Origin of the sequence: Klebsiella sp. OBRC7, from assembly GCF_000293135.1 — a bacterium.
Taxonomy (GTDB): domain Bacteria; phylum Pseudomonadota; class Gammaproteobacteria; order Enterobacterales; family Enterobacteriaceae; genus Klebsiella; species Klebsiella michiganensis.
The window spans coordinates 45,268-58,081 of sequence record NZ_ALNJ01000028.1; the positions used below are offsets into that span (position 1 = coordinate 45,268).

Annotated in this window: 10 protein-coding genes; 7 read left to right on the plus strand and 3 right to left on the minus strand. The window is 57.1% G+C overall.

Going from position 1 to position 12,814, the window contains the following annotated elements; all coding sequences use genetic code 11:
* Positions 1–244: 244 nt before the first annotated feature.
* Positions 245–1,066 (plus strand): TIM barrel protein, encoded by an 822-nt coding sequence (locus tag HMPREF1144_RS07450; RefSeq protein ID WP_004098138.1) that lies wholly within the window; start codon positions 245–247, stop codon positions 1,064–1,066.
* 86 nt (positions 1,067–1,152) lie between these two features.
* Positions 1,153–2,655, plus strand: coding sequence for a helicase HerA-like C-terminal domain-containing protein (locus HMPREF1144_RS07455; RefSeq protein WP_004098136.1), 1,503 nt, complete (start codon positions 1,153–1,155; stop codon positions 2,653–2,655).
* A gap of 42 nt (positions 2,656–2,697) precedes the next feature.
* On the opposite strand, the gene lptG is transcribed toward HMPREF1144_RS07455, so the two are convergent.
* Both lptG and lptF read right to left on the minus strand, forming a co-directional pair.
* On the minus strand, positions 2,698–3,780 hold the full coding sequence (gene lptG / locus HMPREF1144_RS07460; protein ID WP_004098134.1) for an LPS export ABC transporter permease LptG: 1,083 nt from the start codon (positions 3,778–3,780) through the stop codon (positions 2,698–2,700).
* A complete protein-coding gene (lptF, locus tag HMPREF1144_RS07465) occupies positions 3,780–4,877 on the minus strand; it encodes an LPS export ABC transporter permease LptF (RefSeq protein WP_004098132.1) in 1,098 nt (365 codons plus the stop codon). Before lptF ends, lptG begins: the two co-directional genes overlap by 1 nt.
* Positions 4,878–5,270: 393 nt before the next feature.
* Here lptF and pepA point away from each other — a divergent pair, with 393 nt between their 5' ends.
* From pepA to HMPREF1144_RS07490, 5 genes are all read left to right on the plus strand, one after another.
* The gene (pepA, locus tag HMPREF1144_RS07470; protein WP_004098131.1) at positions 5,271–6,782 is read left to right on the plus strand and encodes a leucyl aminopeptidase; all 1,512 of its coding nucleotides are present in this window, start codon (positions 5,271–5,273) and stop codon (positions 6,780–6,782) included.
* Between the two features lie 122 nt (positions 6,783–6,904).
* Entirely contained in the window at positions 6,905–7,348 is a 444-nt protein-coding gene (gene holC / locus HMPREF1144_RS07475) for a DNA polymerase III subunit chi (protein WP_004098129.1), read from the plus strand.
* Positions 7,348–10,203: a valine--tRNA ligase gene (locus tag HMPREF1144_RS07480; protein ID WP_004098127.1), complete on the plus strand. Its 2,856-nt coding sequence runs from the start codon at positions 7,348–7,350 to the stop codon at positions 10,201–10,203. Before holC ends, HMPREF1144_RS07480 begins: the two co-directional genes overlap by 1 nt.
* A 122-nt stretch (positions 10,204–10,325) precedes the next feature.
* Entirely contained in the window at positions 10,326–10,829 is a 504-nt protein-coding gene (locus HMPREF1144_RS07485; protein WP_004098126.1) for a GNAT family N-acetyltransferase, read from the plus strand.
* Positions 10,830–10,981: 152 nt separating this feature from the next.
* Entirely contained in the window at positions 10,982–12,004 is a 1,023-nt protein-coding gene (locus tag HMPREF1144_RS07490; RefSeq protein WP_009652375.1) for an alpha/beta hydrolase, read from the plus strand.
* A gap of 40 nt (positions 12,005–12,044) precedes the next feature.
* Here the strand turns inward: HMPREF1144_RS07490 and miaE are convergent, their stop codons facing one another.
* Positions 12,045–12,803: a tRNA isopentenyl-2-thiomethyl-A-37 hydroxylase MiaE gene (gene miaE / locus HMPREF1144_RS07495; protein ID WP_009652296.1), complete on the minus strand. Its 759-nt coding sequence runs from the start codon at positions 12,801–12,803 to the stop codon at positions 12,045–12,047.
* Positions 12,804–12,814: the final 11 nt, after the last annotated feature.

Sequence of the window (12,814 nt, forward strand, 5' to 3'; positions counted from 1 at the left end):
AATTCTATTTTGGTGATGATGGTCGCAATTTCGTGTAAGAAATTGCCGGCTTGCGGGCTAAAGCACGATAAAAAGAGTTGAGATTTAGCGCCACCTGCAACCCGTGCTCTTTAAAACGCAGCAGAAAAATATTTTGCGAGTCGGCTCAAAAAACCACCATTTCATACATTGCTAATTTTGGAATAAATGTTTTGACTATGAGGCATTCGAACGAATTCGATCCCTACGTTTCTGGAGAGTCAAAATGGCTATTGCATCGCAACGTTTCTGCATCAACCGCAAGATCGCCCCGTCACTCAGCATTGAGGCCTTTTTCCGGCTAGTGAACAGCCTGGGGCTGAACAAAGTCGAGCTACGTAACGACCTCCCCAGCGGAAAAGTAACCGACAATCTGAGCCACCAGCAGGTGCGGGAGCTGGCTGACCGCTACCATATTGAGATCCTCACTATCAATGCGGTCTACCCCTTCAACTGCCGCACCGCAGAGGTTCGTAGCCTGACGGAGTCATTGCTGAAAGAAGCCAAAGCCGTTGGCGCAAAATCGCTGGTGCTGTGCCCGCTGAACGATGGTACCGAGGTTCCGGCGAGCGAAACCCTTAACGCTCTGCGTGACCTGGCGCCGCTTTTTGCCTTCTACGGCATTCAGGGGCTGGTGGAGCCGCTCGGTTTCCCGCAGAGCTCGCTCCGCTCGTCGGCGCAGGCGCAAACGCTGATCCACGACGCGCGGGTGCCGTTTAAGCTGCTGATAGATACCTTCCACCATCATCTTTATCCGCAGGCGGAGCAGGAGTTTAACCAGGTGGATATCGGCGAAATCGGTCTGGTCCATCTTTCCGGCGTAGAGGATACCCGCCCGCGCGAAGCCCTGACCGACAATGAGCGCATCATGCTGACCGCAAAAGACCAGCTGCAAAGCTGCGAGCAGGTCAAAAACCTGGAGGCGCGCGGCTATCAGGGCGTGTATGCGTTCGAACCCTTCGCGCCGGAATTGGCAAACTGGAGCGAAGACGATATCCGCCGAGAAATCGAGCAGAGCATCGCGTTAATTCAGCGCCACTGCGCCTGACGTGAATAAGCGAAGGTGCGCGTGATTTCCCTCCTTTTGCTATCAGGTTGCCTATACTCGCAGCAGGATAAATGGAGAAATCGCTCATGAGCTCACCTCTGCTGATTGCACGCACGCTGGATAAACAGCTGCATTTACTGCCCGCTATGGCCAACCGCCACGGCTTGATTACCGGCGCCACGGGGACCGGTAAAACCGTCACTCTGCAAAAGCTGGCGGAGTCTTTCTCGGAAATCGGCGTTCCGGTATTTATGGCCGATGTGAAAGGCGACCTCACCGGTATCGCCGAGTCGGGCCAAAGTTCGGAAAAGCTGCAGGCGCGTCTGGAAAAAATCGGCGCAACGGACTGGCAGCCGCACGCCAATCCGGTGGTGCTATGGGATATTTTTGGCGAAAAAGGCCACCCGGTTCGCGCCACAGTTTCCGATCTCGGGCCGCTGCTGCTGGCTCGCCTGCTCAACCTCAATGAGGTTCAGTCCGGGGTGCTGAATATCATCTTCCGTATCGCCGACGATCGCGGGCTGCTGCTGCTCGACTTTAAAGACCTGCGCGCCATAACCCAATACATTGGCGACAACGCCAAAGCGTTTCAGAACCAGTACGGCAACATCAGCAGCGCCTCCGTCGGGGCGATTCAGCGCGGATTGCTGACCCTGGAGCAGCAGGGTGCAGAGCACTTTTTCGGCGAACCGATGCTCGATATCCAGGACTGGATGCGCGTTGATGCGCAGGGTAAAGGGGTAATTAATATCCTGAGCGCCGAAAAGCTTTACCAGATGCCGAAGCTGTACGCCGCCAGCCTGCTGTGGATGCTCTCCGAGCTTTACGAACGGCTGCCGGAGGCCGGCGACCAGGAGAAGCCAAAGCTGGTCTTTTTCTTTGATGAAGCGCATCTGCTGTTTAACGATGCGCCGCAGGTGCTGCTGGATAAAATCGAGCAGGTCATTCGTCTGATTCGTTCTAAAGCCGTCGGGGTCTATTTTGTTTCACAAAACCCGGCGGACATTCCCGATGCGGTTCTCGGTCAGTTGGGTAATCGCGTACAGCACGCCCTGCGCGCCTTCACGCCGAAAGACCAAAAAGCGGTAAAAACCGCCGCGCAGACCATGCGCGCGAATCCGGCGTTCAGTACCGAACAGGCGATCCAGGAGCTGGGCACCGGCGAGGCGCTGATCTCCTTTCTTGATGAGAAGGGCAGCCCTTCGATAGTGGAACGCGCGATGGTTATCGCCCCCTGCTCGCGTATGGGGCCGGTCACCGATGACGAACGTAACGGACTGCTTAACCACTCGCCGCTGTACGGAAAATATGAAGAAGAGATCGACCGTGAATCGGCCTTTGAAATGCTGCAACAGGGCGTTCAGAGCACAACGGAGCAGCAGCAGTCACCACCCGCAAAAGGCCAGCCAAACGGCGATGACGACGGCCTGCTCGGCGGATTAAAAGACATTCTGTTCGGCACCACCGGGCCGCGCGGCGGCAAACGCGACGGTATCGTACAAACGGCAGCGAAGAGCGCGGTGCGTCAGGTGACCAACCAGATAGTCAGGGGAATGCTGGGAAGCTTGCTTGGCGGGCGAAAACGCTAAAAAAACGCCCCCTTGCTGACTCCAGGAAGGGGGCGCGTTACGTCAGGATTTGCGCATCATCAGCCAGAGGCTCAGCAAGAAGAAGCTGGCGCTCGGCAGCAGCGCGCCGATAATCGGCGGAATGCCGTACACCAGGGTTAGCGGGCCGAAAATCTGGTCCAGCACGTAGAAGATAAAGCCGAAGCTGATCCCGGTCACCACTCTGACGCCCATCGGTACGCTGCGCAGCGGGCCGAAGATAAACGACAGCGCCATCAGCATCATCACCGCCACCGACAGCGGCTGGAAGATTTTGCTCCACATATTGAGCTGATAGCGGCCCGGATCCTGACCGCTGGACTTCAGATAGGTAACATAGTTGTGCAGGCCGCTGATGGACAGCGCGTCCGGGTCCAGCGCCACCACGCCGAGCTTGTCCGGCGTCAGGTTGGTCTTCCAGGTCCCGCTGACCGTCTGCGTTCCGGTGACCTGTTTCGGGTCAGTCAGGTTGGATTCATCCACCTGCGACAGTCGCCAGAGCTTATTCTCGGTGTCGAACTTTGCCGAAGCGGCATAGCGAACGGACTGCAGGCGGCGCTGGTCGTTAAAGGCGTAAATGCTCACCCCACCCAGCTCATCGTTGCCTTTTACCCGCTCGATATACACAAAGTTATGGCCGTCTTTCGCCCATAGCCCCTGCTGAGTGGAAAGCAGCGAACCGCCGTACATCTGCTGAGCACGATAGTTACGCGCCATCTGCTCGCCCTGTGGGGCAACCCACTCGCCCATCGCCATGGTCAGCAGCACCAGCGGAATCGCGGTTTTCATCACCGACAGCGCCACCTGCAGACGGGTAAAGCCGGAAGCCTGCATCACCACCAGTTCGCTGCGCTGCGCCAGCATCCCCAGCCCCAGCAGCGCACCGAGCAGCGCCGCCATCGGGAAGAAGATTTGGATATCTTTCGGCACGCTGAGAATCGTGTAGATTCCTGCCCCCAGCGCATCATAGTTGCCCTGCCCGGCCTTTTTCAGCTGGTCGACAAACTTGATGATGCCCGAGAGGGAAACCAGCATGAACAGGGTCATCATGATGGTATTGAAAATCGTCTTACCGATATAACGGTCAAGTACCCCAAACGCCTGCATCACGCCGCTCCTTTGTTAAAACGGGCACGGAAGCGGCGCATCGGCACCGTATCCCACAGGTTCAACAGCACGGCCAACGCGAAATAGAGCAGGTTTACCGCCCACATCCAGACCATCGGATCCATTTTGCCTTTACCGCCGCTCGATTTAATCGACGTTTGCAGCAGGAAGAACACCAGATAGAGCAGCATCGCCGGCAGCATCGACAGCACGCGGCCCTGGCGCGGGTTCACCACGCTGAGCGGCACCACCATCAGGGCCATGATGAACACCGTTGCCACCAGCGTGAAGCGCCAGTGCAGCTCCGCCCGGGCGCGATCGGTATCGGTATGCCACAGGGTGCGCATATCCATCTGCTCGGTATCGTTCGGGTCGGAGGCCACCGCCTGATGGCCAACTATCGCCTGATAGTTTTTGAAGTCGGTAATGCGGAAGTCACGCAGCATCGCGGTGCCTTCAAAGCGGGTGCCCTGATTCATGGTCACCACCTGCGAGCCGTCTTTACGCAGCGAGAGCTCGCCGGTATCCGCGACCACCACCGACGGGCGCGCGTTGCCCCGCGGCCGCAGCTGAGCAAGGAAAACGTCGCTGAAGCGGTTGCCGTTGACGTTCTCAATAAACAGCACCGCGCTGCCGTCGCTGGCCTGCTGGAACTGGCCCTGAGCCAGCGCCGCCATGCCTGGGTTCGCTTTCGCTTCCGCCAGCACTTCATCCTGGTGACGAGAAGACCAGGGGCCGGCCCACATTACGTTGACCGCCGCGACGACGCCCGTAAAGAGCGCCAGGATCATGGCGGCTTTCACCAGCACGGCTTTACTCAGGCCGCAGGCGTGCATCACCGTAATTTCACTTTCGGTATACAGTTTGCCCAGCGTCATCAGCAGCCCGAGGAATAAACTCAGGGGCAGAATAAGCTGCGCCATTTCAGGTACGCCCAGCCCTAACAGCGAGAGCACCAGATTTGTCGGGATATCGCCATCAACAGCGGCGCCGAGGATCCTGACCAGTTTCTGACAAAAGAAAATGAGCAGCAGGATGAATAGGATCGCCAACTGGCTTTTCAGCGTCTCACGAACCAGATATCTTATGATTATCACTATAAATACGCCCGTAAAAACCCGTTTTATTGCAGGAAAATTGCTTGTTTCATGGCTTAAACGTCATTTATTCTCTTTGGTCGTCGAAAACATCGCTAAGATTAAATGACTCGCTGGTTCTGCGTATCAGGATCTTTTCTGACGAACCAAGGCCGTAATAACGTTAAGATTAACACGAAGTCACCACAACAGCGGACATGAGTTACGAAAGCTTTCAATTTCTATACTCTGTGGATTTCGAGTTGCAGGCAGGCGGCAAGACTGTGAAGCCCCGGAGCTTACATCAGGTAAGTGACAGGGGTGAGCAGGCGCAGCCAACGCATCTGCAACTTGAAAGACGACGAGTATATCTGTAGCCACCACTGTTGTCTTTAAGATTCAGGAGCATAGTGCATGGAGTTCAGTGTAAAAAGCGGTAGCCCGGAGAAGCAGCGGAGCGCCTGTATCGTGGTCGGCGTCTTTGAACCACGTCGCCTCTCCCCCATCGCCGAACAGCTTGATAAAATTAGCGACGGTTACATCAGCGCCCTGCTGCGTCGCGGCGAGCTGGAAGGCAAACCTGGCCAGACTTTATTGCTGCACCATGTGCCGAACATTCTGTCAGAGCGCATTCTGCTTATTGGCTGCGGCAAAGAGCGCGAGCTGGATGAACGTCAGTACAAGCAGGTCATTCAGAAAACAATCAATACGCTGAATGATACCGGCTCAATGGAAGCCGTCTGCTTCCTGACCGAGCTGCACGTCAAAGGCCGCAATAACTACTGGAAAGTGCGTCAGGCGGTCGAGACCGCCAAAGAGACGCTGTACAGCTTTGACCAGTTGAAAACCAACAAAAGCGAGCCGCGTCGCCCGCTGCGTAAAATGGTCTTCAACGTCCCAACCCGCCGCGAGCTGACCAGCGGCGAACGCGCTATTCAGCACGGTCTGGCGATTGCTGCAGGCATCAAAGCGGCGAAAGATCTCGGCAATATGCCGCCAAATATCTGTAATGCCGCCTATCTGGCCTCTCAGGCGCGCCAGCTGGCCGATACCTACAGTAAGAACGTCATTACCCGCGTTATCGGCGAACAGCAGATGAAAGAGCTGGGAATGAACTCTTATCTGGCGGTCGGCAACGGTTCGCAAAATGAATCGCTGATGTCGGTTATCGAATATAAAGGCAACCCGGCAGAAGACGCGCGCCCTATCGTGCTGGTGGGTAAAGGTCTGACCTTTGACTCCGGCGGCATCTCCATCAAGCCTTCCGAAGGCATGGACGAGATGAAATACGACATGTGCGGCGCGGCGGCTGTGTACGGCGTGATGCGTATGGTTGCCGAACTTCAGCTACCGCTGAACGTTGTCGGCGTGCTGGCGGGATGTGAAAACATGCCGGGCGGCCGCGCCTATCGTCCAGGCGACGTGTTGACCACGATGTCCGGGCAAACGGTGGAAGTGCTGAACACCGATGCCGAAGGGCGTCTGGTGCTGTGCGATGTGCTGACCTACGTTGAGCGCTTCGAGCCGGAAACCGTTATCGACGTGGCCACGCTGACCGGCGCCTGCGTGATTGCGCTGGGCCACCACATCACCGGCCTGATGTCGAACCACAACCCGCTGGCCCACGAGCTGATCGGCGCGTCCGAACTGGCGGGCGATCGCGCATGGCGTCTGCCGCTTGGCGACGAGTTCCAGGAGCAGCTGGAGTCTAACTTTGCGGATATGGCCAATATCGGCGGCCGTCCCGGCGGGGCAATTACCGCGGGCTGCTTCCTGGCGCGCTTTACCCGCAAGTACAACTGGGCGCACCTGGATATCGCCGGTACCGCGTGGCGTTCCGGGAAAGCCAAAGGCGCGACCGGTCGTCCGGTGGCGATGCTGTCGCAGTTCCTGCTCAACCGCGCCGGATTTACCGGCGAAGAGTAATTGCCGTCTGATACCCGGCGGCGTTACGCTTGCCGGGCCAACGAAAAGATGCCGTTTATAGGCCGGGTCAGCATAGCGCCGCCCGGCTTAAGCATTTAAAGTCACCACAAGAAGCCCCATATATGAAAAACGCAACGTTCTATCTTCTGGACAATGATACGCAACAAGACGGCCTGAGCGCCGTTGAACAACTGGTGTGTGACATTGCCGCAGAACGTTGGCGCAGCGGCAAGCGAGTGCTCATCGCCTGCGAAGATGAGCAGCAGGCCATTCGTCTGGACGAAGCGCTCTGGGCTCGACCCGCGGAAAGTTTCGTTCCGCATAATCTGGCGGGAGAAGGTCCGCGCGGCGGCGCGCCGGTGGAGATCGCCTGGCCGCAAAAGCGCAACAGCAGCCCGCGGGATATTCTGATTAGCCTGCGGCTAAACTTTGCAGATTTTGCCACCGCTTTCACAGAAGTGATAGACTTCGTCCCTTATGAAGATTCTTTGAAACAACTGGCGCGCGAACGCTATAAAGCGTACCGCATGGCTGGTTTCAACCTGAACACGGCAACCTGGAAATAATGGAAAAGACATACAACCCCCAAGATATCGAACAGCCGCTTTACGAGCACTGGGAAAAGCAGGGCTATTTCAAACCCAATGGCGACGAAAGCCAGGAAAGTTTCTGCATCATGATCCCGCCGCCGAACGTCACCGGCAGTTTGCATATGGGTCATGCCTTCCAGCAAACCATCATGGATACCATGATTCGCTACCAGCGCATGCAGGGTAAAAACACCCTGTGGCAGGCCGGTACCGACCACGCGGGTATCGCTACCCAGATGGTGGTTGAGCGTAAGATTGCCGCCGAAGAAGGTAAAACCCGCCACGACTACGGTCGCGACGCCTTTATCGATAAAATCTGGCAGTGGAAAGCGGAATCCGGCGGCACCATTACCCGTCAGATGCGCCGTCTGGGCAACTCCGTGGACTGGGAGCGCGAGCGCTTCACCATGGACGAAGGCCTGTCCAACGCCGTAAAAGAAGTCTTTGTCCGCCTGTACAAAGAAGATCTGATCTACCGCGGCAAGCGCCTGGTCAACTGGGACCCAAAACTGCGCACCGCCATCTCCGATCTGGAAGTGGAAAACCGCGAGTCTAAAGGCTCAATGTGGCATATCCGCTATCCGCTGGCCGACGGCGCGAAAACCGCTGATGGTAAAGATTATCTGGTCGTCGCCACCACCCGTCCGGAGACCGTGCTGGGCGATACCGGCGTGGCCGTTAACCCGGAAGATCCGCGCTATAAAGACCTTATCGGCAAATTCGTGATCCTGCCGCTGGTTGACCGCCGCATTCCGATTGTGGGCGATGAACACGCCGATATGGAAAAGGGCACCGGCTGCGTGAAGATCACCCCGGCGCACGACTTTAACGACTATGAAGTGGGCAAGCGTCATGCGCTGCCGATGATCAACATCCTGACCTTTGACGGCGACATCCGCGAAACCGCGGAAGTTTACGACACCAAAGGCAACGAGTCCGATGTCTACTCAAACGCCATCCCGGCGGAGTTCCAGAAGCTGGAGCGCTTTGCCGCGCGTAAAGCGGTGGTTGCCGCTATCGACGCGCTGGGCCTGCTGGACGAGATTAAACCGCACGATCTGACCGTACCGTACGGCGACCGCGGCGGCGTGGTAATTGAGCCGATGCTGACCGATCAGTGGTACGTCCGTGCCGACGTGCTGGCTAAACCGGCGGTTGAAGCGGTGGAGAACGGCGACATCCAGTTCGTGCCGAAGCAGTACGAAAACATGTACTTCTCCTGGATGCGCGATATTCAGGACTGGTGTATCTCCCGCCAGCTGTGGTGGGGTCACCGCATCCCGGCATGGTACGACAACGACGGCAACGTTTACGTTGGCCGCACCGAAGACGAAGTACGCCAGGAAAATAACCTCGGCGCCGACGTGGCGCTGCGCCAGGACGAAGACGTTCTCGATACCTGGTTCTCCTCCGCGCTGTGGACCTTCTCCACCCTCGGCTGGCCGGAAAACACCGATGCCCTGCGTCAGTTCCACCCGACCAGCGTGATGGTTTCCGGCTTCGACATCATCTTCTTCTGGATTGCCCGCATGATCATGATGACCATGCACTTCATCAAAGATGAAAACGGCAAGCCGCAGGTGCCGTTTAAAACCGTCTATATGACCGGTTTGATCCGCGATGACGAAGGCCAGAAGATGTCCAAATCGAAGGGCAACGTTATCGACCCGCTGGATATGGTCGACGGCATTTCCCTGCCGGAGCTGCTGGAAAAACGCACCGGTAACATGATGCAGCCGCAGCTGGCGGAAAAAATCGCCAAACGCACCGAGAAACAGTTCCCGAACGGCATTGAGCCGCACGGTACCGACGCCCTGCGCTTTACCCTGGCGGCGTTGGCCTCTACCGGCCGCGATATCAACTGGGATATGAAGCGTCTGGAAGGTTATCGTAACTTCTGTAATAAGCTGTGGAACGCCAGCCGCTTTGTGCTGATGAATACCGAAGATCAGGATTGCGGCTTTAACGGCGGCGAAATGACCCTGTCGCTGGCGGACCGCTGGATCCTCGCGGAATTCAACCAGACCATCAAAGCCTACCGCGAGGCGCTGGACGGCTTCCGCTTCGATATTGCCGCAGGCATTCTGTACGAGTTCACCTGGAACCAGTTCTGCGACTGGTATCTGGAGCTGACCAAGCCGGTAATGAACGGCGGTTCCGAGTCTGAGCTGCGCGGCACCCGTCACACGCTGGTGACCGTTCTTGAAGGTCTGCTGCGCCTGGCGCACCCGATTATTCCGTTCATCACCGAGACCATCTGGCAGCGCGTGAAGGTTATTTGCGGTATCACTGCCGATACCATCATGCTACAGCCATTCCCGCAGTACGATGCGTCTCAGGTTGACGAAGCGGCGCTGGCCGATACCGAATGGCTGAAGCAGGCGATCGTCGCCGTGCGTAACATCCGTGCGGAAATGAACATCGCCCCAGGTAAGCCGCTGGAGCTGCTGCTGCGCGGCTGCAGCGAAGCCGCGATTCGTCGCGTGAATGACAACCGCAGCTTCCTGCTGAACCTGGCGCGTCTGGAAAGCATCACCGTGCTGCCTGCCGATGATAAAGGCCCGGTTTCCGTGACCAAAATTATCGACGGCGCCGAGCTGCTGATCCCGATGGCTGGCCTCATCAATAAAGAAGATGAGCTGGCGCGCCTCGCTAAAGAGGTGACCAAAATCGAAGGCGAGATTGGCCGCATCGAAAGCAAACTCTCCAACGAAGGCTTTGTGGCGCGCGCGCCGGAAGCGGTGATCGCCAAAGAGCGTGAGAAGCTGGAAGGTTACGCGGAAGCAAAAGCGAAGCTGATTGAGCAGCAGGCGATTATCGCCGCGCTGTAATTCACTCGCCCCTTATCCATTCGGATAAGGGGCGTTTTCTGTGAAAGATCCTCGCTTGCACTCTCCCCTCCCGCAGTGTTATTAACAACATTATCCGTCATTATTTTGCAATGAGTCTTCACATGAATACGAGCGCAACCCTACCGCTAACCCTGCGCCGCATCACGGCTAATGATAATCCGGCGATTGCCGCTGTTATCCGCCAGGTCTCCGCTGAATATGGTCTGACCGCCGACAAAGGCTATACGGTAGCCGATCCGAATCTGGATGAACTCTATGAGCTTTATAGCCAGCCGGGTTCCGCCTATTGGGTCGTTGAGCAGAATGGTGAAGTGGTGGGCGGTGGCGGCGTGGCACCGCTCTCCTGCAGCGAGCCCGATATCTGCGAACTACAAAAAATGTATTTTATGACCTCCGCGCGCGGCCAGGGGCTGGCGAAAAAGCTGGCACTGATGGCCCTTGATTACGCCCGCGAGCAGGGATTCAAACGCTGCTATCTGGAAACCACCGCCTTCCTGAAAGAAGCAGTCGGTTTATATGAGCACCTCGGCTTCGAGCATATTGCTGAGCCGCTGGGCTGCACCGGTCACGTTGATTGCGAAGTCAGGATGTTGAAAGTGCTGTAGCGCCCGCAAAACGGCGACGTTGATTAATCGAAAAAATGCATGGTTTTCATGCAAAAAGAGCGTTATTCACCGCACGTTTTCGCTAATACACTCTTCGAGCATTGGATCTTTTCGCCTGCCGCCGAGGCAGGCTTTGCTCAGGATAGAACATCATGAAAAAACTCCCCCTCCTGCTCACCGGCGGCCTGATGCTTGCCGGCATGGCTTCCTGCGTTAACGCCGGCGAACTTGCTGGCAATACCGAAGGCGCTCAGGTCATTCGCGTGGAAAAAACCCGGGGCCGTATCGATGCGCTCAACGATATCGTTTATAGCCAGGTAAAAAGCACCGTCGCCGTTCGTCAGCTGCATATGTCTTTACTGGTACCGCGTAACGGCGATCTGAAACCGGCAATCATCTATTTCCCCGGCGGCGGTTTCACCAGCGCGGCCTGGAATAAGTTTATCGAGATGCGTATGGCGCTGGCGGCGGCGGGATTCGTCGTCGCGGCGGCGGAATACCGTACGGTTCCCGACACCTTCCCGGCCCCGGTTATCGATGGTAAAGCCGCCGTTCGCTATCTGCGCGAACATGCCGCGGAATACGGTATAGATCCGTCGCGTATTGGCGTGCTGGGGGATTCCGCAGGCGGCTATATGGCGCAGATGCTGGCGCTCACCAACGGTGACAAAACGTTTGAGCGTGGCGATAACCTGGCGCAATCCTCTGACGTGCAGGCCGCCGCCACGCTGTACGGTATTTCAAACCTGTTGAATATCGGCGAAGGTTTTCCGCAGGCGATTCAAAAAGTGCACCAGTCGCCGGCGGTCACTGAAGCGCTGCTGGTACACGGTAGCGCCTTTCGCGACTGGCCGGGAGCGACGATTGACAGCGATCCGCAAAAAGCCCTGGCGGCCAGCCCGATGGGCCATATCAGCGGTAAAAAGCCGCCGTTTTTAATTATGCACGGCAGCGCCGACACCCTGGTTTCACCGGTACAAAGTCAGCAGCTCTATCGCGCGCTGAAGAAGGAGGGCAACCCGGCCGATTACGTGTTGCTGGCGGGCGCGGAGCACGGCGATGACAGCTGGTATCAGAAACCGGTTATTGAACGGGTGGTGAACTGGTTTAAAGCAACCCTCGGCGCGCCCAAAGCCGCCGCGACGGCAGAGCAAGACAAAAACGCCAATCTGTAATGGATCGTCAGGCCGCTGCGGTGAAGCGGCGGCCTGACGATCAGGCGGGCACGCCGCTGTGAAAACGAAACTCCGCTTCAGGCGCGTTAATAAGCGCCGCTTCCGCTTCGCCAAGCTGGCGCACGCGTTCGCTGATATCGTCCTGGGAGATTCTCTGCGCCAGGTCCAGATAGTCCTGATAGTGGCGCGCTTCGGAACGCAGCAGCGACAGATAAAACTTCTGCAGATCGTCATCCAGCCATGGCGCCAGCGCGGCAAAACGCTCGCAGGAGCGGGCTTCAATATAGGCTCCGCAGATGAGTTTATCGATCAGCATGACCGGTTCGTGAGAACGCACTTCCCGGCGCAGCCCGCGGGCATAGTTGCTGGCGGTGATTTTGACGTACGGGATTTCGCGGGAAAGCATGATTTCCCTCACCTGCCAGAAGTGATGCAGCTCCTCTTTGATCAGCAGAATCATGCTGTCGAGCAGCTGACGTCCCCAGGGGTCGTCGGTCTGCGGCATGGCGCTTTTATTTATCTGCTTATGCAGCGCGACGAAATCCGGCTCCGGGCCCCAGCGGTAGGTGAAGTCCTCATACGGCTTCAGGCAGGCCAGCAGCTCATCCGCGTCCGCTTTATTCGCGACGTATCGACGCACCAGCAGCATCGCGTTTTGCGCCGCTTTCAGCTCGCACACCATATGGTCGGTCAACAGCAGCGGGAGGTTTTCCGGTTTACGGGCTTCATCAATCCACGCCTGAGGAGTTGGGCAATGCAGAAAGCTTAAAATCGGGGCGAGTATTTGCGGGTAATCCATTAAAATTCCTT